Genomic DNA, 23538 nt, shown 5'->3' with positions numbered 1-23538 from the left:
TCTTTTTTCTTATGAGCCTATTATATATCATTTTTAAAGCGCTTTCAATAACTTGTACTAGAATAGATTGAAGTTTCAAAACAATTTTATGAAACAGAATCTCCTGAAAGTAGTTTCAGGGAGAAATACCAGAGTTTGAATCGCCTTCCATCCGCTTATTTCCACTAGAATCTTCGCTTTCTACAAATAAAGAGCCTGTAACGAATGAACGTTACAGACCCTTCTAATATAAGTCTAAACCTTTTTTATAGAGACTTTTTAGATTCAATGTTGCCATTAATCTTCTTTTTTCTTAGCCATTCCAAACAAGCCGAGAAGCATTCCAACCATTCCTACAGATACTAGAGGAGGTGAAACCTCACTTCCTGTTGCAGGGAGGGTTGGTTGTTGTGGTTGAGCTGCTGGAGCTTGATATGTCTTGTCTTGCTGTGCTACTAAAGTGACAAGCGGTTTTTCTTCAATCTTATATTCCGGAAGTTCGTTTTTGGCTGCTTCGACTGCATTTACTCCGCCTGTGAATTCTGGAAGTTCATGCTTAAGGGCTTGAACTGCATTTGCTCCACCTGCAAATTCTGGAAGCTCATTTTTGAGTGCTTCAACTGCGTTTACTCCGCCTGTGAATTCTGGAAGCTCATTCTTGAGCGCTTCAACTGCGTTTACTCCGCCTGTGAATTCTGGAAGCTCATTCTTGAGCGCTTCAACTGCATTTACTCCACCTGTGAATTCTGGAAGCTCATGAACTGCAGCTTCGACTGCATTTACGTCACCTTCAAACTCAGGGACTTCTACTGTTGGTGTTGCTTCGTCACCTACTGTTCCAATGGCTTCAGTGTACTCAGGAAATTCTGTTACAGCTGCTTCGTCACCATTGACACCACCTTCGAATTCTGGAACTTCTACTGTTGGTGACGCCTCATCACCTACTGTTCCAATGGCTTCAGTGTACTCAGGAAGTTCTGTTACAGCTGCTTCGTCACCATTGACACCACCTTCGAATTCTGGAACTTCTACTGTTGGTGACGCCTCATCACCTACTGTTGCGCTAGGAACAGAGTGTTCAGGAAGCTCAGATTCAGATGATGCTTCACCATTTACGTCACCTTCAAACTCAGGGACTTCTACTGTTGGTGCTGCTTCGTCACCTACTGTTCCAATAGATTCAGTGTACTCAGGAAATTCTGTTACAGCTGCTTCGTCACCATTGACACCACCTTCGAATTCTGGGACTTCTACTGTTGGTGCCGCCTCATCACCTACTGTTGCGCTAGGAACAGAGTGTTCAGGAAGCTCAGATTCAGATGATGCTTCACCATTTACGTCACCTTCAAACTCAGGGACTTCTACTGTTGGTGCTGCTTCGTCACCTACTGTTCCAATAGATTCAGTGTACTCAGGAAGTTCTGTTACAGCTGCTTCGTCACCATTGACACCACCTGTAAATTCTGGGACTTCATGGATTGCCGGTTCGTCACCATTAAAACCATTCGTAAGTTTAGTACCGACCACAGATACTGGCAAGTTATGCATACTTTCAATTGCACCCGCTTCAATAGATGTAACTTTTTGACCTATATCTTCAGGAGCTATTGTAAATAGGAGAGTCTTAGTATCATACTGAGTCATGAAGGTTGCAGTCTTACCATTAGCTAGTTTGAGAGTTGGAGCTTGATTTACCAAGACTTCTGAATCAAATTCCATAGCAATAATGCCTGGCCATTTTTCCATAGCCGTTGTAACTTTCACTTCTTTAGAAGCAACTCTCTCTTTAGTTAGATAATCCCAGTTGAATTTCTTGAAGGATAGAGTATATGGATTGCCACCAGCTTCATGATGTTCATACAAGAGACCAAATTCTTTTGGCCCAATTTGTTGAAGTGAGTTATAAGCGTACTCACCTTCTTGAATCAAATGATGGTGCAACCAAGTCAACTCGCCATCTTCTTCTACACGAGCCACTCGAATGTAGCCATTCTTACGACCTGGTCCATTAGCATTTGCTAGAAGAATATACTCTTTACCATCTTGAACCGTATGAGTCGCCGCCATTTGAACATAAACATCGGGTACATCATAGCGTGCTACATAGTTGTCCCATGTAATACCACCATCATTACTTGTCGCAACTTGCAAATCACCAGTCAAACCACGCATAAAGAGTTTTAACTGACCATTGTTCAACTGAACAACAGAAGCTTCTGTATTTTGAGCGTAGTAATTTTTCATGTTGCTTGAATCAATTACTGCGCCATCATAAAGTGTACGATTGTCATTGACACCGCCACCCATATGCCAAGTCTTACCATGGTCATCTGAATAGATGATACGAGATGATTGAGAACCGTCGAGGTGGTTGGTTCTGTTTGTCGTATAGACAGGGACAACAATCCGACCTTTATGAGGTCCATTCTGGAGGGTAATTCCCACTCCAGGTCCCACACCTAAGAATTTCATCCAATCAGCTTTGACCATTGGAGTAATATCTTGTGGCGCAGACCAAGTCTTACCATCATCATCACTGTAAGACATCCATAGGTAGCTGTCTTTAGCAATTCTAAATGGAGAAGTTTTATTACTTGTAAAGTAGATATTTCCTAGTAGCTGCTCACCTTGATAAAGATCGCCTTTATCACTATAAGCAGGTTTGACAGGATTTACAACAACACGGTAATCTGTTGCCTGACCATCTGGTGTGTAGACAACACCATTTTCACGAATCGTATAGGCTCCATTTTCTCCTTCACGGTATAGAATTTGATAAGTTTTTCCATCAATTTCCTTATAGGCAACTTCTCTTTCAGAAGACATTCCGAAGATTCCTTTACCTTCTGGGAACATATCGTAAACTGAGAAGATTCGTTTAGTTTGCGTATCTTGGACCAGAACCATATCGATGTTTACTGGTGAACCAATGTTTGGATCCTTGGCTTTTGGATTGTCACGTAGATTCGTAAGAGTGATGCGATCGCCCCATGTTTGGCCCTTGTCTTCACTTCGTTTAACGACCATACCGATATCACCCCAGTCATAGTGGTGTAAGCGGCGTTCGTCAGCACCAGCAATCAAAGTTCCCTTGTCAGTCTTAAGGAGGGCTGGAATACGATAGCTATTAATACCATCTGGATTTGACTGCCCATTTTTACCCGCTGTAAAAACATCTGTTTTTTTAGAAATTTCAGCCCCTTCTGGAAGTTCTTGCCCCAAGTCTCCTCTTTCAAATAATTGACTTCGTGTTCGAACTTCATCTTGTGTTAAGGCACGGTCATAGACTGTTAGATTACGAACTTGTAGATTTGAGCCCCAAACTGTCTTACTTCCTCGTTTGGTTGCTCCGATTTGAACGTGGTTAACATCTGGCATATCTTTGATGAATTTCCCAGATTTTAGACTTGTTCTGGACAAGACACCATTTACATATAGACGAACTCTTCCAGTAGGGACTTCAGTTGTTGGTTTTTCCACAGTAAAGGTAACTGAATTCCACTGACCTGGGCGAACCTTTAATGGCGCATCGGTGTATTTATCATAGAATTGCGCACCATTTGCATCACGGCCTTCGATAAGGGCTGTATTATCAAAGACTGACATGGTGAAGTACTCATTTTCCTTGGTATCACTTGATACAGAGAAAAGATTGTAAAAACGTGGTGCCGATGCATCTGGTTTGAACTCCATATGCACTGTTGCATCTTGAAGTTTCTTTAACTTCTCTAAGTCACTTGTCAGATCATCTCGTTGATTATTTGTTGCATTAATGTCAAGGTCATTTTTTTCTACGACAGTATTAACATTTTCCAATTCTCTTGAGTAATAATCACGAGCGATAGCTTCTTGATTCTCAGTTTCTTCCGTCTTATTAGTTTCAGCTGCTGGAGTTTCAGTTTCTGTTGGGTTTTCAGAACCTGGATTTGCTTGCAGCTCCTCACGGTTTACCTCAGTTCCTTTATCTGTCGCTGCTGCCAACTTATCAGCAAGTTCCTTATCTATGTTAGCCAGATTTCCTGATTCTACTTCTTTTGGCAATTCTGGCAAAGCTTGTCCAGCTGTTTCACCACTGGTTGCTGGAGCTTCTTGAGCTAAAACTGGCGACGCACCAAAAACAACTGCCCCAATGACTACTGATGCAGCTCCTACTGTAAACTTTCTAATTCCAAAACGTTGTTTCCGTTCAAAATCTCTCTGTGTCATATATTTCCTTCCATTTTCCACAAAAATAAAGCGCTTTCTTTTTTACTTAAAATTTTTTGCCTCCAGGGCATAAATCATGTAAAGAAACTGTATTATTGACGGGTTTCCCCATTCTTTTTCATCTGAATTGTGGCTGCCTTTATTTACTTCCTTCCAGTAAGCAACCATTTTACTCCTTTCGACTTGATGTTACACCTATTATATAATAAATATTCTAAATAATAGCCTTAATAAACTATAATAGAATTTACTTTCAGATATATTTCTATGTTTCAAACTTTTAGAAACTACTTTCTTTAATTTCCCAAAAAGAAAGCCCTGTTTTAGCAGGGCCCTTTTTCATTTTTTTAATGACCTACATAGGTAAAGGGAATCTCACTACCACACAACCAGTTGTAAACCTGGTCATTGACATGGACATTCATAGCCTCGTGGGCATATTCTGGCATGAGACGATAGCTCTTTTCACAAGTCAAACGATTGTAAATAGCGAACTGGGTGATTGGATAGCAGACATCGTCATCAAGCCCTGTAATCATTCTCACCTCACCTTTTATTCGATGGGCAAGATTTTTCACATCGATATAACCAAGCGTCTCCATGATCTGTTCTTCTGTCTCATGGAAAGGATCATGAAACTTAAAGTAACGAAAAAGCTCATCATAAGCTTCGCTGGTATTGCCAATTTCTAGCACTCCTCTAAAGTCTGACAAGAATGGATAGATGGCAACTGTTCGCTTGATACGTGGATTGAGACCAGCAGCCACTAAAGCCAAGGCTCCTCCTTGCGAAGCTCCATAACTAGCCAATTGCCCCTCATCCACTTGAGGGAGACTAGCTACAATCTCAATCAATTGATAAATATCAAGATAAACATCCTTATAGAAGAGTTGCTCTTTTCCTTCTACTGCACCACGGATGATTTGACCCTTAACTGTATTTCCGAGAGGCGAACGCAAGCCGTCTTGTGAGTAACCAGATTGCCCACGAACATCCATCGATACAACCCCATAACCAGCGACGGTAAAGGCTAGCATATCTGTCCAATCCCAACAACGTCCCATATAGCCATGGAAGTGGAAAATAACTGGTACTTTCTTATCTAATTTTGGTAAGACCACACGCGCATAGACAAGGCCATCACGTGTACCTTTAAAAGTAAGTTCATAGCATTTCACATTTGGGATATGAAAGTCGCCTTCCTCTAATTGATATTCTGGCAAGACAGAAACTTTCTCAATCTCACCATCCCAAAAAGCATCAAAATCCTGAGGTACTTCATCTCTTCCTTTATATGTTTTCATTTCTTCTACTAATGCTGGATTTCTCATAGAATTCTCCTTTATTTTGTAACCGTTATCATAACTGTAGCACATATGGGGAAGCAATGCAAGAAAGAAAGGGAAACGGAAAGTGGATTTAATGTCCGACCCCAGCAAGAATCCCTCTGAAAGTAGTTTTAAAAAAATAAAAAAGAGCGATTTCACTCTTTTCTTAGTATTTAGGAGAAGGTTGAGTTTCCTTTTGAAATGTCTTTTGGTAATTTACTTTAATAGTCATGAGAGAGTCCTCGTTTCTTTTGGATGACTCTAGTATAGATACTCACCCTAAAAGCAAACTTAACATTATCTTAGAAAAAGCTTAATCCAGATATTCTTTCTTCTCTAGATGTAAGGCAATCATGTGCCACTCTGGATCCTCTCGCCAATTTGGGAGGGAGCTGATATAGCTAGCTACCTTTCTAGCTTCCTCAAGAATTGGGAAGTCTTCGATGATATCAGCCACATGAAACTCTGGTAGGCCTGACTGTTTGGTCCCAAAAATTTCACCAGAACCTCGCATTTTCAAATCTTCTTCTGCAAGGACAAAACCATTGGTCGTTTCCGTCATGATACGCATGCGGTCTTTCCCAGAGTCAGTTTTTGGATTGGCCACTAGAACTGCATAGGACTGCTTGTCTCCACGACCGACACGACCTCTGAGCTGGTGAAGTTGACTAAGTCCGAAACGATCAGCATCCATGATAATCATGACTGTCGCATTTGGCACATTTACCCCGACCTCGATAACCGTTGTAGAGACCAGGATATCTGTCTTTCTCTCTTTGAAATCCTGCATAATCTGGTCTTTTTCATCACTCTTCATCTTCCCATGTAAGAGAGCAACTTTTGCTTTCCCAGCAAAATGAGTTGTTAACTCTTCTGACAGAGCAATGGCATTTTTAAGATCCAAGGCTTCAGATTCTTCAATCAAAGGTGAAATAACATAGACTTGGGAGCCTTTCTGAATCTCACCCTCCAACCAAGTCAAGACCTGTGGTAATTGCTCATGCTTGATCCAGCGAGTTACGATGGGTTTGCGTCCAGCAGGCATCTGGTCAATAATAGAAACATCCATATCTCCAAAGGCAGTAATAGCTAAGGTCCGAGGTATGGGAGTTGCCGTCATCATGAGGACATCTGGATTTTCACCTTTTTCCCGTAAAATACGCCTTTGCCCTACACCAAAGCGGTGTTGCTCATCGATGATAATCAAGCCGAGTCGGGCATAGTCCACGCCGTCTTGTATAAGAGCATGGGTTCCGATAATCACATCAGCTTCCCCCTTAGCAATAATTTCCAAGACCTTGCGTTTTTCTGTAGCTTTCAATGAGCCTGTTAGGAGAGCTAATTTCAAATCCGGAAAAAGACTCTCTAGACTTTCAAAATGCTGCTCTGCAAGAATCTCTGTTGGAACCATGAGGGCAGCCTGATACCCTGCCGTTACAGCTGCATACATAGCAAGACCTGCAACCACTGTCTTCCCACTTCCTACATCCCCTTGTAAAAGTCGATTCATGTGATGGTTCGACTTCATATCTGTTAGAATTTCTTGCAGGCTTTTTTCTTGGGCTTGGGTCAAGGCAAAAGGCAATTTCTCTTTAACTGCAGTTAATGTTTTCTGAGACCAGTTCAAGACCAGACCACTTCCATCAACCTTATTTTCAGACTTGAGGGTCTGTAATTGCATTTGGAAATAAAAGAGTTCCTCGAATTTGATTCGACGGAGAGCCTGTTTGTATTCTGCCAAATCTTTAGGAAAGTGCATGGCACGAACAGCCTGCCTACGGGGCATGAGTTTGTATTTTTCTAGCAAGGACTGGGGGATGTTTTCTTCTATCAAGAGGTCCAGCCCCTGATCAAAGGCGGTTTTAATGATTTTAACAAGTCCTGCTTGACTGACGCCTTGCGCTAGGCGATAGACAGGCTGGAGGTCATCCTCGACTTGGGCTAAAACCTTCATTCCTGTGAGACTTGCCTTGGCACGATCCCACTTGCCAAAGACAGCCAAGGTTGCTCCTAGTTCAATCTTGTCAGCTAGGTAGGGTTGGTTGAAGAAATTAACTGCAAAAACAACCTCTCCCTGCTTGAGGCTAAAGCGTAGGCGATTACGCTTAAAACCATAATATTGAACACTGGCTGGTGTCACTACCTGACCAGATAAAACAGCCTTTTCACCGTCTTCTAGCTCTAGCACCTGCTTAGTCTTAAAATCTTCATAACGGAAAGGGAAGTAGAGCAAGAGATCTTGCAAGTTTTCAATCCCTAGTTTGGCATATTTCTCAGCTGATTTAGGTCCTACTCCTGGTAAGACATGCAAGGGTTGATGTAAATTCATGCTCTACTCCTTTCCTTCTATTTCTTAATAATATTCTCTTGGAATTCGATCACTGAGGAGACAAACCACCTCATAATTGATGGTTCCTCGGTAGGCTGCTACATCTGTTGCAGTAAGTTCTTTATCACCGTCTGAGCCAATTAAAGTTACCTTGGTACCCAATGGGTAAAGCTTAGGTAAGCGAATGGTGATTTGGTCCATGGATACACGCCCTACGATGGGGCACAATTGCCCATCAACCAGAACTGAGAAATTCTGCATGTCTCGTGTCCAACCATCCGCATAACCGATTGGCAAAGTGGCAATGACTTGCTCACTGTCTGCCTGATAGGTCGCTCCGTAGCCCATACAAGCACCAGTCTCTACTGTTTTGACATGAACGATGGCTGACTCCAAAGTTAAGGCTGGTTTTAGTTCATAAGGCAAGTCCAATACCTGACCACTTGGATTGAGTCCATACATAGCATCTCCCATACGGACTGCATTGAAAATCGTTTCCGCATGCCATAGAGTCGTTGCAGAGTTGCTTGCATGAACGATTTCTGGCACTTCTTGCAAGTCATCTAGGATTCCCTTAAAACAATCTAACTGTTGCTTAAAGTAGCTATCCGACTCTTCATCTGCTGTTGCAAAGTGAGTAAAGATTCCCTCAACATTGGCTCCTTGTTTCTTGAGTGAAGCTTGGGCTTGTTGAGCCTCACTAGCACTTCTAAAACCAATTCGTCCCATACCTGAGTCAATCTTAAGGTGAACGGTTAAACCAGCTAAATCTGACTCAGTAGCAAGGAGACTTTCAAGCCATTCCAATCCTGCTACTGTCAAAGTAATATCAAATTCTTGCGCTAGCGCAATTGATTCCACCTCGGATATTCCTAAAATGAGGATTTTCTTAGAAATCCCTGCCTGACGGAGCTCGATGGCTTCATCGATATTAGAAACGCAAAAACCATCTACATCATCCTGGATAGCAGTCGCAACAGCTATAGCCCCATGTCCATAGGCATTGGCTTTCACAACCGCCCATTTGAGGGTGCCTTCAGGAATGTGCGCTCCCATTTGTTGAATATTGTAGCGAATTGCTCCTAGATTAATGAGGGCCTTAGTTGGTCTATGTGGACTAGTTTTCATAATCTTCCTCCAAAATAACACTAGCTGTCACAAACTGATCTGTATGGCTGATCGATAGCCAGACTTTTCCTGAAAACGGGGATTTGCTGAAGTAGGGAGCCCCTCTCTCATTGTTCAAAATTTCCAAGTCCTGAAAGCCTAGCTTTCCAATACCCGTTCCCATAGCCTTTGAAAAAGCTTCTTTAGCTGACCAACGACCAGCCAAATACTCGATCTGTCTACGACCTTTGAGATTGGCAAAGCGCTTCAATTCTTTGTCTGTCAGAACACGCTGCGCAAATCCTTCTCTTTTTTCAACTGCATTTTGTATGGAAGCTAATTCTTCAATATCGATTCCGTGTCCAACTATCATTTTCATCAAAAGGAGTTGAGATTCCCCCAACTCCATCCTTTTCACTTATTTTGTTAAGGTAGTATAGATTTCTTCTACCAATGCTTCTGTATTTTCCCAACCTAGACAAGGGTCAGTAATAGAGCAACCAAAAACCTCTGGTTGGTTTTGGCGACCATCCGCTAAGTAGGATTCAATCATGAAGCCTCGAACTGTCTTCTTAATCTTTTCATTCCAGTCACGGTTGAGCAAAGCTTGACGAACAATTCGAACTTGCTCCATATATTGTTTTCCTGAATTATCATGGTTGGTATCAATCATGATAAAAGGATTCTCAAGGCCCATAGAATCGTAGAGACCGATAGCATCTAAGAGAGTTTCATAGTAGAAGTTTGGTTCATTCTTCCCGTATTCATTCATAGCTCCACGAAGGATGACGTGGGCCAGAGGATTTCCTGAAGTTTCAACTTCTTGACCATGGAAGAGAAAGGTTTGTTTGTTTTGTGCAGCATAGATGGCATTAAACATAACAGAGAGATTTCCAGAGGTTGGATTCTTCATCCCTACTGGTGCATCAATCCCTGAAGCTACAAAACGGTGCTCCTGGTCTTCTACTGAACGCGCACCCACCGCGTGATAGCTTACCAAGTCGTCAACCAAAACCAGATTGGCTGGGTAGAGCATTTCATCCGCTGTGGTCAATCCAGTTTCCGTAATCACTCGATAATGAAGCTGACGAACAGCCTGCAGACCATTAATCAAGCTTGGAGCTTTAGAAGTATCTGGCTGATGAACCAAACCCTTATATCCATCACCATTGGTACGTGGCTTTGCAGTATAGACACGCATGACCATGAAAATCTTGTCCTCAACTTTTTTCTGCAAGGCTGCCAAACGGCGAGCATACTCAAGGACTGCTTCTTCATTGTCAGACGAACAAGGTCCAATGACCAATAGAACGCGGTCATCCTCCCCTGAAAGAATATCTGCTAGTTCTTGGTCACGACTTTCCTTATGCTGTAAGGCTTCTGCAGATAATTGTGTTTCCGCCTTAATCGCTTCAATATTGATTTCTTGACCTTTCTCAATAAATGCCATATTATTCTCCTAGCCTTTGGTAGATTTCACGAACAAGAGCTTCAGTGTTTTCCCATCCTAGACATGGATCCGTGATAGATTTACCAAAGACCTCAGGTTCGTTTTGACGACCGTCTTCTAGATAAGACTCAATCATGAATCCACGAACATATTTTTTAATCTTTTCATTCCAGTCGCGATTAATCAAGGTCTGACGAACGATACGAATCTGCTCCATATACTGTTTACCTGAGTTGTCATGGTTGGTATCAATAATGATGAATGGATTCTCAAGTCCCATCTTTTCATACTGAGCAATAGTATCCATCAAATTATCGTAGTAGTAGTTAGGAATGTTCTTCCCGTACTCGTTCAGAGCTCCACGGAGAATAGCGTGCGATAGAGGATTTCCAGTAGTCTCGACTTCTTTCCCTAGGAAAAGAAAACTCTGCTTGTTTTGAGCTGCATAAATACCGTTAAACATGACATTGAGATTTCCTGAGGTTGGATTTTTAAAACCTGTTGCAAAATCTGCTCCGCTGGCTACAAAACGGTGTTGTTGGTCTTCAACTGAACGGGCTCCAACTGCCATATATGAAATCAAATCATCTACTAAGGGAAGATTCTCTGGATACAACATTTCATCCGCCGTGATCATTCCTGTTTCAGAAATAACACGGTAGTGCAGATGACGAACCGCCTTGATTCCATTGATGAGGCTAGGCGCTTCTTTGGCATTTGGTTGGTGAATCAATCCCTTATATCCATCACCATTAGTACGTGGTTTAGCAGTATAGACACGCATGACCATAAAGACGCGGTCTTTGACTTCTTCCTGAAGTTTTGACAAACGCTTGGCGTACTCTAGGACTGCTTCTTCATTGTCAGACGAGCAAGGACCAATCACCAACAAGATGCGTTGGTCTTCCCCACGAATAATTGCTTCAAGTTCTTGATCACGTTGGAGTTTGTTCGCAAGTACTTGTCCTTCTAGTTTAGACAAACTACGAACTTCATCAATATTAATTTTAGGGCTTTTTGCTGTAAATACCATTATCCATCTCCTTATAAAGCAAACGGACGCCAAGCGAAAATTCACTTTTCACTAGGCATCCGCCTGAAAATTAATCATTCTTAACGTCGTTTACCGTGACAGTTTTTAAATTTCTTACCAGATCCACATGGACATAAGTCATTACGTTTTACTTGACTGAGGTCCAAATCAGCTGGAAGATCTTTCTGTTGCGCAGCAATATTTCGAGTTGCTGTCGTACTGATATGATGCTCAGTTTGTGGTCGTTCTTGTTCATGAATTTGTGCTTTCATCATCAAGCGAGTCACATCAAACTCAATCGAACCAATCATATCATTAAACATACGGAAGCCTTCCGCTTGATATTCCACGACAGGGTTGTTTTGGGCATAACCACGAAGACCAACTGCATTTCTCAACTGATCAAGGGCATCGATATGGTCAGTCCACTTGTTATCTACAACACGTAGAATCAAGACTTTCTGGAATTCTTTCACAGCTTCTTCATCACGAAGTTTAGCAACTTGGCTATCGTAGACTTTCAATGCACGTTGGTATAGTTCATCTTTGATAGCTTGGTCAGACAAACCTTCTAGGTCTGAAAGTAAAATCGAATCTTCTGGAAGCAAGTTGTACTTGGCAAAGTTCAAGATTGCTTCAAGTTTTTCATCTTGTTTAGAACGAGCATGCCCATCGACAATTCGTCCAATCGTACGACGAATCATGGCGTGAATTTCAGGAGCCAAGTCACGTTCTGCAGTGATAACATCATAGCGTTGTGCGTAGATGATCTCACGTTGTTCACGCATAACATCATCATATTGGAGGACTTGTTTACGAGTATCGTAGTTATTTCCTTCAACACGTTTTTGCGCTGCTTCGACCTGACGTGTCAACATACGAGATTCGATGGCTTCGTCAGACATATTCAGACGTTCAAAGACACCTTTCAAACGTTCTGAACCGAAACGCTTCATCAAATCATCTTCGAGTGACAAGTAGAACTGTGACTCACCTGGATCACCTTGACGACCTGAACGTCCACGAAGCTGATTATCAATACGACGGCTCTCGTGACGTTCTGTACCAATGACACAAAGGCCACCAAGTTCACGAACCCCTTCACCAAGCTTAATATCGGTACCACGACCGGCCATGTTGGTTGCGATAGTAATCGCACCACGTTGACCAGCGTTCATGATGATTTGCGCTTCTCTGTAGTGGTTTTTAGCATTCAATACTTCGTGAGGTACGCCTGCTTCAACCAATTTCTTAGAAAGAAAATCACTGGTTTCAACGGCAACAGTACCTACCAAGACAGGCTGACCTTTTTGGTAACGCGCCTTAACATCTTCTACTACAGCCTTGAATTTTGCATCAAGACTAGCGTAAAGAAGGTCTGAATGGTCGATACGTTGGATTGGACGGTTAGTAGGAATTGGAATAACACGAATGTTGTAGATTTCGCGGAATTCTTCTTCTTCTGTTTTACCAGTACCTGTCATACCTGCCAATTTTTTATACATACGGAAAAGGTTTTGGTAAGTGATTGATGCTGATGTCTTGGTCTCATCTTGGATTGGCACACCTTCTTTAGCTTCAATCGCTTGGTGCAAGCCATCAGAGTAACGACGACCTTCCATGGTACGACCTGTAAATTGGTCGACAATCAAGATTTCTTGTTCTTCGCTGACCACATAGTCAATATCAAGAATCATGATGTAGTTGGCGCGAAGGGCGTTGTCGATAAAGTGAGTCAAAGCCACATTTTCGATATCATAAAGATTTTCTAGTTTGAAGAAGCTTTCAGCCTTGTCGATACCAGAGTCAGACAAACCGATTGTCTTAGACTGAATATCAATGATATAGTCATCTTTATCCAAAGACTTCACAAAGTGGTCAGCCATATGGTAAAGTTGGCTTGTTTCAACTGCATTAGCTCCTGAGACGATCAAAGGCGTACGAGCTTCGTCGATCAAGATAGAGTCAACCTCATCGACCAAGGCATAGTTGAGCGGACGTTGAACCATATTCTCTGCACGAACAACCATGTTGTCACGAAGATAGTCGAAACCAATTTCTGAGTTCGTTGAGTAAGTAATGTCACAGAGATAAGCTTCTTTTTTCTCCATTGGAGATTTTGCAGCTAAGTTGATCCCTACTGACAAACCAAGCCATGAATACAACTCACCCATTTCAGTAGCGTCACGTTCTGTTAGGTACTCGTTGACTGTAACTACGTGTACTCCCTGGCCAGCTAAGGCATTCAAATAAACAGGCATAGTCGCTGTCAAGGTTTTACCCTCACCAGTACGCATTTCTGGAACGTCACCGTGGTGAAGAACGATACCACCCATAACCTGAACCTTGTATGGGAAGAGACCAAGGACACGCTTAGCACCTTCGCGAACAACCGCAAATGCTTCATACAAGAGCTGATCTAACGTTTCACCATTTTGATAACGTTGCTTAAACTCATCCGTTTTCGCTTGAAGTTGCTCATCTGTCATTGCAGCCATCTCGTCTTCGTATTTCAAAACCTTGTCAGCCATCTTTTCAAGACGACGAAGTTCACCTTTATCATTTTCGATGATTGTTTTTAGTAAATTTGCCATTTTTTTCCTTACTTCGAATTCTTAATATTTTAAAACGTTCTTCTCATTGTAACATATTTGCCAAGTTTTTTCAAGAAAGAATCCGTGTTTCTACAAGCTAAAAAAGGCTCATTTAAAGCCTTTTTTTGTAAATGTTTAAACTATTTGAGTCATCGATTTTCTTTTTGCAATATCAAATCTACTCTTTGGTTGTAGAATTGCCAAAGTCAACCTTTGGAGCCGTCTTAGCTTCTTCGCTTTCTTTAAAGGTTTCTGCCTCTTTAAAATTCATCATATTAGCGAAAAGAACTGTTGGGAAGCTTCTTAATTTTTGATTATATTCCGTTGCCGCTTGGTTATAGTCCTTACGGGCCACAAAAATACGATTTTCACTTCCAGCCAGTTCAACCATGAGTTGTTCTACATTTTGGTTGCTTTTCAACTCAGGATAATTTTCAGTTAGCGATATCAAACGTGAGATGGCTGAGCTCAACTCTCCTTGAGCCTCTTGATTTTCTTTTGAAGTTACGGAGCCATTCCCAATTTTAGCACGAGCTTCCGAAATCTTGGTGAAAACCTCTGTCTCATGGTTCATCTGCCCTTTTACAGACTCTACCAAATTTCCAATCAAGTCAGAACGACGTTGAAGAGCTGTCGCTACATCAGCTTGCGCTTGCTCGACCTTGGTTTGTTCGGAGACGAGACCGTTATAAGTGCCTACTGCTGAGCAACCGCCAAGTAAGATAATAGCCAGCAAAATGCTCAACACATAAATAATTCCTTTATTTTTCATATCTAAACCTACTTATTTCCTTAAATTTTATACGAGCATCACCAATCATCGGATGAACCACCGCCATCGAAGCCGCCACCGTCCCAGCTACTAGAGGAGTCAGATCCTGAGTCGGACCAAGATGAACCTGAGTCAGATGAGTCACTAAACCACCATCCTCCGTCAGAGGAATCTCCTCCTCGGCCACCGCCGCCTCCTCTAATAATGGCTATAAATACGATAATGAAATAAATGATTATCCCGACTCCGAACACATTGTCCATAGGGTCACTGTTCTTACGATGACTAGACGAGCTACTATTGCGACTCGATTTTTTTCCACTGAAGTTTTCAGAATAACGTTTGATTTTAGAGGATTCATCAGACGGAAGAGTTCCAGTTCCTTTATAAAATTGATTGTCCAAGCCTTTGGCAATCGCTAGAATTCCTTTACTATAGTCACCAGTTTTAAAATCTGTACGGCTGGCTGCCAAGATCTGCTTGGTTTGATAGTCCGTTATTCTAATGGCGGTGTTATTACTGGTTTCAATTCTTGATTTACGGTCTTGAACAGCTACCACAATGAGACTTCCAAAATTATCTCCTGAATAGCCAATCTTCCAAGCCCTGGCAGTTTCATTAGCCACCGTTTCAATGCTTTCTCCTTCCAAACTGTCTACGATATAGACTCCTATTTGAAGCTTTTCTGCCTTTTGACTATTGGCTTCATTCAAATCTCGAATTTGAGTGATGGTTTCCTCTGTCAAATAATGATTTGGATCATAGATACCATAGTCTGGTTTTTCAGGTGCAGTGAATGCTGATAGGAAGAAAAATGCCATCAGCAAGCCGAGTAGACGCACCAAGAAAGGATTCTTTAACAATCTATCTTTTTTCATAATAACCTCCTTATGCAAGGAAAATTGTTTAGAGCATTATAGCATTTTGAATCTTACAAAGAAAGTACCTTTTCATTACAAAACCATGACAAGAACAAAGAAAGTCGTGTTAATTTGATGACAAATTTAAATCTACGCTCTTGGTATCATCTACAAAAAAGAAGGTCTGTTAACCTTCTTCTTTTTATCATTTTATTTCCGTTTTCTTGCGATGAGATGGATTGGCGTCCCCTCAAATACAAAGGCCTTGCGGATTTGATTTTCTAAGAAACGCAAGTAAGAGAAGTGCATAAGCTCTTCTTCGTTGACAAATATCACAAAGGTCGGTGGTTTGGTTGCCACTTGAGTCGCATAGAAGATCTTGAGGCGTTTCCCTTTATCAGTCGGTGTTGGGTTGATGGCGATAGCATCCATGATGACATCATTCAAGACTGCTGATGGGATACGGGTATTTTGACTCTCGCTGATTTGTTTAATCATCTCTGGAAGTTTGTGGAGACGTTGCTTGGTCAAAGCCGAAACAAAGATAATCGGTGCGTAAGGCAGATATTGGAACTGCTCACGGATATCCTCTTCCCAGTTTTTCATGGTGTGGTTATCTTTTTCAAGAGTATCCCACTTGTTGACTACGATAATCATCCCTTTACCAGCTTCGTGGGCAAACCCAGCGATACGCTTATCGTACTCTCGGATGCCTTCTTCAGCATTGAGGACCATCAAGACTACATCTGAACGGTCAATAGCACGCATAGCACGCATGACTGAGTATTTTTCTGTGTTTTCATAGACTTTACCAGACTTACGCATACCAGCCGTATCAATCATGGTAAACTCTTGGCCATCCGCATCTGTAAAATGTGTATCAATGGCATCACGAGTTGTACCAGCAACAGGACTGGCAATCACGCGGTCTTCTCCCAAAATGGCATTAATCAAACTAGATTTTCCGACATTGGGGCGACCAATCAAGCTGAATTTAATGACATCTGGATTTTCATCTTCGACTTCATGTGGTAGATTTTCGACGATAGCATCTAATACATCCCCTGTACCAATCCCGTGCACAGATGAAATTGGCAATGGTTCTCCCAATCCAAGAGCATAGAAATCATAGATATCATTTCGCATTTCCGGATTGTCAACCTTGTTGACAGCGAGGATAACAGGTTTATGAGTTTTATATAGCTTACGGGCTACGTATTCGTCAGCATCCGTAATTCCTTCTTTTCCAGAAACTACAAAAACGATGACATCAGCTTCTTCCATGGCAATCTCTGCCTGGTGCTTGATTTGTTCCATAAATGGAGCATCAACATCATCAATCCCTCCAGTATCAATCATACTGAAAGAACGGTTAAGCCATTCACCAGTAGCATAGATACGGTCCCGTGTCACTCCTTCGACATCTTCTACGATTGAGATGCGTTCCCCTGCAATACGGTTAAACAGGGTTGATTTCCCAACATTGGGACGTCCTACGATGGCAACAGTTGGTAAGGCCATGTTTTCTCACTTTCTATAATAAGTTCTTTTGTTCAAGATTTTCTCTAGTTGAGCTTGGTTCAGGCTGACCAAATTGCTCTGCAAGACGTTGACTCCAAGTGGTCGTCGCACGAGCTCCTGCATATTCGGTCTGCACACGGTCATAGGCTTTAATAACCTCAGTTGTTTGTTCTTGGTATTCTTCCTCAAAAACAACATTCTCTAGTGGCAATCTTGGTTTTACATCATGTTTTTGGTTGGGCACACCCAGTGCAATCCCAAAAACAGGATAAGTATAGTCAGGAAGCTTGAACAATTCTGCTAACTCAGCAGATTTGTAACGCACCAATCCAATAATTACCCCACCGTAACCTAGACTCTCTGCCGCAAGCAAGGTATTTTGCCCAGCAAGTGCAGCATCCACAGATGTAATCAAGAGACCTTCCACACCTTGTGGTTGGAAAGTATCTGTATGGAGACGAGCTCCTTTTTCTGCACGGTTTAGATCACCAACAAAGAGCAAGAATGCTGCTGATTGACGAATAGCTTCCTGAGGAACTAGTTCATACAGAGCATCTTTCTTCTCTTGACTTCTTACTAAAATCACTGAATAAGATTGGAAATTTTTCCAAGTTGAAGCCATTTGGGCAGCCTTCAAAATCTCATTCAAGTCCTCTTGAGGAATCTCTTGCTCCTTAAATCTGCGCACTGATGAGTGGCTTTGCATTAATTTAATCGTTTCTGTCATCGGCGATTTTCTCCTTCTAGTCGTGTTTCTTCTGCTAAATAACGGATACGCTCCATAACACGTCTAGCTTCCCATGTTTCATCGTTTCCGTTCTTGCCTTTAGCAAAATGTTTTTCCAAATCTTCAAAATTGAAATTTGAGGTAAAGAAGGTTGGCAAATCTTCCTGCATACGATACTGGAGAATGACTTGCAAGACTTCATCACGAACCCAAGGTGTTGATTGCTCGGCGCCAATATCATCCAAAATCAAGACTTCAGCTTGCTTGATTTCATCCACCAAATTCTTAACATTCCCATCACCGATAGCATTTTTGACATCAATGACAAAGCTAGGATAGTGAAGAAGGGTTGATGAAACACCACGTTTTTCTGACAAATCATGGGCTAGGGCAGCCACCATAAAGCTCTTTCCAACTCCAAAGTCTCCATAGAGATAGAGACCTTTACGGACTTCTGGATATTGCTCAACAAAGGTAAAGAGTTTTTCAAAAACTGGCATACGTCCCAAATCATCCAAATCAACTTGAGCCAAACTAGCTTTTTTAAGACTAGCTGGAAGATTAATCAGTCTTAGACGGTTCTTGATAGCCGCTTCTTTTTCAGCCGCAATCAGTTCCGGAGTTTCCTCATAGGATACATCTGCGTAACCATGATTCATAACTAGAATTGGCTTATAGCCACGCGCGATATAGTCAGTATCTCCGCGAAGAAACTTATCTCGCTCGGTGATGTATTGATTAAACTTAGAGATACTACGATTCAATTCCTCTTGACTGAGAGATTCCTTCTGGATAAAAGCCGCAACATCAGGATCTTTTACAATCTGCTGGACCAGGTCCTGGTATTGAAAACGGCTGGGATGATCTTTAAGCACATCTCCTACACTTTCCATCTAGTCTCCTCCTTTTCCTAATCGATCTAACATTTCTTTTTTCTTACGTTCTAACTCCAAGCGAGTTTCTTCGCTGGTTTCATTTTTATATTCTGGATTACTCCATTTTGGAACATTGCTTTTGGCTTGGCTTGGCTTGGCTGATTTTTGTTCTTGCCCCTTTTGATTTTTCTCTCTGATTCGAAGTACAGCTTCCTCAGCAGAACGAATCTTGTTATAAGAGTAATCATTAGCCACTTTCATGGCATATTTTTCGTTGAGATTGGCCGAATCAACCTTGTTGAAGGTCAAAAGTATAACAACATTAATAACTTCATCAAGCAAGCCCAAGTCTGCCATCTGTTTTAGCAAATCGCGTTCAGCTTGGATAATTCCAGCATTTCGGGTTTGTTTGATCCCCGCTAAAAATTGCAAGGCAGTTTTACTTTTAGCTTCTCGGATAATGGTTGCTTCTTGGGGACTAAAGTCCGATGAAACAGACTCTTGCGCTAATTTTTCACGTATGCGCTTGACAGAAATAACTTGCGAAACAGCTGTTGATTTGGCCAATTGATAGGTTTCAAACCAGGTCCATTTTTTCTCATCAGCAATTTTAAATAACTCTAAAACATCTGACTGTTCATCTTGGAAACGGAGATTATCTCTCGCCATGAGCTGACGAAAATGCTCCAAATCAAAATCATTTTTAAAATCAGCTGTTACTGGTGTCTCATCATGACTAGCCAAGTCTTCTATCTCTGGAAAGGCCTGACTCAAAGGAACAGTCAAAGGCTCTCCACTTGCCTGCTCTTGGCGCAGATCAGAAACTTCTGGCTCACCGATTTTTTTCTCCAATAAGGTGCGATAAACCGTATGACGCAAGAAATCTGAGCTAGAAAGCGTTGGATGAATAGCAAGTTCATAGCCGTCACCCTTTTGATAGAGGGTAACCAAATTGAAGGCTGATAAGATTTTAAAAGCCTTTAAAAGCCTGTCCATCCCAAAATTGAGATGATTGAGGATGGCTGCAAACAGGTGTTCTTTTTGTCCACCATCCCAAAAAGCTAAGGTATAAAGGTACAGACTGAGCGCATCCTGACCTATAATCGGGAGGTAGCACTGCACCAAAGTTGTGGGATCTTGCGACACCCGATTATTCTTTAGAAAAGAAAAACGATCATTAGGCTTCATTTATTTTTCCTTTTTCTTCTTTGAAGATTGCGTAATTTGTTTAAGAAGATTTTCAAGCTCACTCACGTCTTTAAAGCTACGATAGACGCTGGCGAAACGAACGTAAGTGATTTCATCCAGTTCAGCCAATTCTTCCATGACCAGTGAACCAATATCCTCACTTTGAATTTCATTATCATTGCGACTGAGGAGTTTTTGTTCAATACGATTGACCACCATGCCAATCTCATCACTAGACACCGGACGTTTTTGAGCCGAACGAATAATCCCGTTAAAGATTTTATCTCTGGAGAACTGCTCCCGTGTGCCATCCTTCTTGACCACAACCAGCGTTCTCTCTTCTACACGTTCATAGGTCGTAAAACGATGCTGACATTCTTCACACTCACGTCTTCTTCTAATCGTATTTCCTTCTTCAGCTTGACGGCTATCGATAACACTTGATTTAGTAGCGCCACATTTTGGACAACGCATGCCTTCCCCTCCTTGTCGTTTTCTTTTCATTATATCATTTTTTAAGCAATTCCCAAAATAATTCTCCTTTTAGCTTGACAAGTTTTTTGTTTAGTTGTATTATTTAAGTGACACAAAAAGAAATTGTTGAAAGGAGACCGTGATGTCCTGGACATTTGATAACAACAAACCTATTTATTTGCAGATAATGGATAAGATCAAACTGCAAATCGTTTCTCATAAACTAGAACCCAACCAACAACTGCCAACTGTCAGAGAACTGGCTAGCGAGGCTGGCGTCAATCCTAATACCATCCAACGTGCCCTATCAGACCTAGAAAGAGAAGGCTTCGTATACACCAAGCGGACTGCAGGGCGTTTTGTCACCGAGGATTTGGACCTAATCCTCCAATCCCGGAAGCAACTATCTGAAGAACAACTGCAGCAGTTTGTAACAGGTATGGTAGAATTTGGCTATGAAAAAGAAGAACTACCAACTGTTTTGAGAGATTATATCGAAGGAGTTTAGACTATGACCTTGTTAACATTTGAAAATGTTTCAAAATTCTATGGAGCAAGCCCTGCTCTTCAAAATGTTTCCCTTGAAATCCCGGCAGGAAAGATTGTGGGTCTCCTTGGCCCAAACGGTTCCGGAAAAACAACCCTGATTAAACTAATCAACGGTTTACTCCAACCAGAGCAAGGGCGTATCCTCATCAATGGCATGGAACCAAGCCCAGCAACTAAGGCTATCGTTTCTTATCTACCTGATACGACCTATCTCAACGAACAGATGAAGGTCAAAGAAGCTCTTACCTTTTTCAAGACCTTCTATAAAGATTTCAATCTGGAACGTGCTCAAGGTCTTCTTCGTGACCTTGGTATCGACGAGAATAGCCGTTTCAAGAAACTCTCAAAAGGGAATAAAGAAAAAGTTCAGTTGATCCTTGTCATGAGTCGTGATGCTCGTCTATACGTCCTTGATGAACCAATCGGTGGTGTCGATCCTGCAGCTCGTGACTATATCTTGAACACCATCATCAACAACTACTCTCCAACTTCGACTGTCTTGATTTCAACTCACTTGATTTCAGACATCGAACCAATCTTGGATGAGATTGTCTTCCTCAAGGACGGAAAAGTCGTCCGTCAAGGAAATGTGGATGATATTCGCTACGAATCAGGAGAGTCTATCGACCAGCTCTTCCGTCACGAATTCAAAGCCTAGTTAAAGGAGATTCTTATGTTTTGGAATTTAGTTCGTTATGAATTTAAAAATGTCAACAAATGGTTTTTAGCCCTCTATGCTGCTGTACTCTCCCTCTCTGTCATCATAGGAATTCAGGGCAGCACCCTCTCAAGCACCTATTATCAAGACAAGGGCGTTGTCATGTTAGTCTTTCTATCTCTGGTTTTTGGGGGTCTGGTTATTACTTTGGGCATCTCAACCTTGATTTTGATTATTCAACGATTTAAAGGAAGCGTTTATGATCGTCGTGGCTATTTAACCCTCACCCTGCCAGTATCTGAGCACCAGATTCTCTCCTCTAAACTCCTTGGAGCTTTTGTCTGGTCTTTATCAAGTACAGTAGTCTTTCTTTTGAGTCTTTACATTATCATTGCTATGATTCAACCAGACGCCTTCATATCCAACTTTGCCGAGTATATGCTAAAAAATTATACAGATGATTTCTGGTTAGCCTTGATTTCCTATATTTTTAACACTCTTGCAGGTATTCTTTGTATCTACTTGTCTATCTCTATCGGTCAACTCTTTAATGAATACCGTACAGCTCTTGCGGTCGTCGCCTACATCGCCATCCAAGTTGTTCTTGGCTTTGTCACTCTCAATCTTCGCATCGATTTCGACTACAATTGGGTATTATCCTTTGAAATTTTCAAAGACTTAATCCTTAGCGTCGGCTTCTATCTCGGAACCTACTATATTTTAAAGAACAAAGTAAACTTACAATAATGAATGAAGCCCCTAGCAAATAAAGCTAGGGGCTTCTTTTTACACAAAGAAATATAACATTCTTATTTCTCAACTCAATATCAAACCTGCTACGATGGGACTTACAAATACATAGAGAATACCGGTGACACCGATGGCTAGTCCTCCCATAGCACCTGCAACTGGTCCATAGCGAAAGGCTGTCCCCGTTCCGACTGCGTGACCAGTTCCTCCAAGAGCAAGACCAACAGCTACTGGGTCATCAATTTTTAGCCATTTCAAAAGTGTTGGTCCGATAACACTGGTCAAAATACCAGTCGCCACTACTACGACCAAGGTAATTGTCGTAATCCCTTGAAGTTTATCCGTAATCCCAACCGCCATTGCCGTCGTTACAGACTTTGGGAAAAGCGAAATCGCCAAGAAGAAATCCATACCGAAAAATTTTGCAACTAAAGCTGTAAAAACTGTATTTACAACAACAGCAAGGAAACTACTGAGTAGAATACTTCTAACATGATGTTTCATGAGGTGAAAACTCTTATAAAGAGGAATCCCGAGTGCTACTGTCGAAGGAACAATCAGGTTATTCAGATAAACCCCACCTTGATAATAGGCAGCGTAAGAAATACCCGTCACTTTCAGAAATGCTATGATAAACAAGGTTGCTAGCAGTAAGGGAGTCGTCAGAGGATGAGGGTAGCGTCTAAAGATAATCATCCCTCCGAGATAAGCTAGGATTGACAAGGCTATCCCAAAAAGTGGATTGGATACAAATTCGCTCATTTGGCACCTCTTTCTTCGTAATCACCTTCATAACGCTTTTTGATAAATTGAACAACCAACGCAATCAAGATGATATTAATGACTGCCGCAAAAAAGACAATCAAGACAATGGGCAATAAATAGGGAGCAATCACATCAAATTTCTCCATAATCCCAACTGCAGGAGGTAGAAAGAGAATGGTCATATTAGCTAGGAGAAAATTCCCAACCATGTTGACATGACGTACCCGCAACCACTTAAACTGCAAGGCCAAAAATAAAATAATCAAACCAATAATGCTTCCAGGGATAGGTAAATGAAAAAGAACGGAAATTCCCTCACCAATCAACGAAATGACAAAGAGAATCATTAACTGAACATATAACTTCATCGTAT

At 41.6% G+C, this 23538-nt stretch carries 20 protein-coding genes; 3 read left to right on the top strand and 17 right to left on the bottom strand.

Annotated features, from left to right (window positions below; translation table 11 throughout):
• Positions 1-276: 276 nt before the first annotated feature.
• From QM923_RS07545 to nrdR, 15 genes are all read right to left on the bottom strand, one after another.
• Positions 277-4185 (bottom strand): SIALI-17 repeat-containing surface protein, encoded by a 3909-nt coding sequence (locus tag QM923_RS07545; RefSeq protein WP_414291425.1) that lies wholly within the window; start codon positions 4183-4185, stop codon positions 277-279.
• Positions 4186-4532: 347 nt separating this feature from the next.
• A complete protein-coding gene (locus QM923_RS07540; RefSeq protein ID WP_414291424.1) occupies positions 4533-5516 on the bottom strand; it encodes an acetylxylan esterase in 984 nt (327 codons plus the stop codon).
• A gap of 310 nt (positions 5517-5826) precedes the next feature.
• Positions 5827-7842: an ATP-dependent DNA helicase RecG gene (gene recG, locus QM923_RS07535; protein ID WP_414291423.1), complete on the bottom strand. Its 2016-nt coding sequence runs from the start codon at positions 7840-7842 to the stop codon at positions 5827-5829.
• A gap of 24 nt (positions 7843-7866) precedes the next feature.
• On the bottom strand, positions 7867-8970 hold the full coding sequence (gene alr, locus QM923_RS07530) for an alanine racemase (protein ID WP_414291422.1): 1104 nt from the start codon (positions 8968-8970) through the stop codon (positions 7867-7869).
• Positions 8960-9322: a holo-ACP synthase gene (acpS, locus tag QM923_RS07525; RefSeq protein ID WP_414291456.1), complete on the bottom strand. Its 363-nt coding sequence runs from the start codon at positions 9320-9322 to the stop codon at positions 8960-8962. Before acpS ends, alr begins: the two co-directional genes overlap by 11 nt.
• Before the next feature lie 45 nt (positions 9323-9367).
• A complete protein-coding gene (locus tag QM923_RS07520; RefSeq protein ID WP_414291421.1) occupies positions 9368-10399 on the bottom strand; it encodes a 3-deoxy-7-phosphoheptulonate synthase in 1032 nt (343 codons plus the stop codon).
• Position 10400: 1 nt separating this feature from the next.
• Positions 10401-11432 carry a 3-deoxy-7-phosphoheptulonate synthase gene (locus tag QM923_RS07515; RefSeq protein ID WP_414291420.1) on the bottom strand — a complete coding sequence of 344 codons (1032 nt, stop codon included), beginning with the start codon at positions 11430-11432 and terminating at the stop codon, positions 10401-10403.
• Between the two features lie 80 nt (positions 11433-11512).
• Positions 11513-14026: a preprotein translocase subunit SecA gene (gene secA, locus QM923_RS07510; protein ID WP_414291419.1), complete on the bottom strand. Its 2514-nt coding sequence runs from the start codon at positions 14024-14026 to the stop codon at positions 11513-11515.
• 178 nt (positions 14027-14204) lie between these two features.
• Positions 14205-14798, bottom strand: coding sequence for a LemA family protein (locus tag QM923_RS07505; RefSeq protein WP_414291418.1), 594 nt, complete (start codon positions 14796-14798; stop codon positions 14205-14207).
• A gap of 38 nt (positions 14799-14836) precedes the next feature.
• On the bottom strand, positions 14837-15676 hold the full coding sequence (locus QM923_RS07500) for a TPM domain-containing protein (protein WP_414291417.1): 840 nt from the start codon (positions 15674-15676) through the stop codon (positions 14837-14839).
• Positions 15677-15868: 192 nt separating this feature from the next.
• Positions 15869-17179: a ribosome biogenesis GTPase Der gene (der, locus tag QM923_RS07495; RefSeq protein WP_004250788.1), complete on the bottom strand. Its 1311-nt coding sequence runs from the start codon at positions 17177-17179 to the stop codon at positions 15869-15871.
• Positions 17180-17192: 13 nt separating this feature from the next.
• The gene (locus QM923_RS07490; RefSeq protein WP_414291416.1) at positions 17193-17906 is read right to left on the bottom strand and encodes an NADPH-dependent oxidoreductase; all 714 of its coding nucleotides are present in this window, start codon (positions 17904-17906) and stop codon (positions 17193-17195) included.
• Positions 17903-18799: a primosomal protein DnaI gene (gene dnaI, locus QM923_RS07485; RefSeq protein ID WP_414278403.1), complete on the bottom strand. Its 897-nt coding sequence runs from the start codon at positions 18797-18799 to the stop codon at positions 17903-17905. The genes QM923_RS07490 and dnaI overlap by 4 nt, the downstream gene beginning before the upstream one ends.
• Positions 18800-19969 (bottom strand): replication initiation and membrane attachment family protein, encoded by a 1170-nt coding sequence (locus QM923_RS07480; protein WP_414291415.1) that lies wholly within the window; start codon positions 19967-19969, stop codon positions 18800-18802.
• Positions 19970-20443, bottom strand: coding sequence for a transcriptional regulator NrdR (gene nrdR / locus QM923_RS07475; protein ID WP_004250782.1), 474 nt, complete (start codon positions 20441-20443; stop codon positions 19970-19972).
• A 142-nt stretch (positions 20444-20585) separates the two neighbouring features.
• On the opposite strand from nrdR, the gene QM923_RS07470 reads away from it, so the two are divergent.
• From QM923_RS07470 to QM923_RS07460, 3 genes are read left to right on the top strand one after another with little or no spacing between them, the layout of a single operon-like run.
• Positions 20586-20951 carry a GntR family transcriptional regulator gene (locus tag QM923_RS07470; protein WP_006149409.1) on the top strand — a complete coding sequence of 122 codons (366 nt, stop codon included), beginning with the start codon at positions 20586-20588 and terminating at the stop codon, positions 20949-20951.
• Positions 20952-20954: 3 nt separating this feature from the next.
• Positions 20955-21650, top strand: coding sequence for an ABC transporter ATP-binding protein (locus QM923_RS07465; protein ID WP_006154572.1), 696 nt, complete (start codon positions 20955-20957; stop codon positions 21648-21650).
• A gap of 15 nt (positions 21651-21665) precedes the next feature.
• On the top strand, positions 21666-22397 hold the full coding sequence (locus QM923_RS07460; RefSeq protein ID WP_414291414.1) for a hypothetical protein: 732 nt from the start codon (positions 21666-21668) through the stop codon (positions 22395-22397).
• 69 nt (positions 22398-22466) lie between these two features.
• Here QM923_RS07460 and QM923_RS07455 read toward each other — a convergent pair whose 3' ends face one another.
• Together QM923_RS07455 and QM923_RS07450 are read right to left on the bottom strand one after the other, a co-directional pair.
• A complete protein-coding gene (locus tag QM923_RS07455; RefSeq protein ID WP_414291413.1) occupies positions 22467-23162 on the bottom strand; it encodes an LrgB family protein in 696 nt (231 codons plus the stop codon).
• A complete protein-coding gene (locus QM923_RS07450; protein WP_235083450.1) occupies positions 23159-23533 on the bottom strand; it encodes a CidA/LrgA family protein in 375 nt (124 codons plus the stop codon). Before QM923_RS07450 ends, QM923_RS07455 begins: the two co-directional genes overlap by 4 nt.
• Positions 23534-23538 lie beyond the last annotated feature (5 nt).

Source organism: Streptococcus infantis (genome assembly GCF_047463275.1).
In the GTDB taxonomy this organism is placed as follows: Bacteria; Bacillota; Bacilli; order Lactobacillales; family Streptococcaceae; genus Streptococcus; species Streptococcus infantis_AF.
Note: the sequence above shows the minus strand (reverse complement) of the source record. Positions and strands in the feature narration are given on the sequence as shown.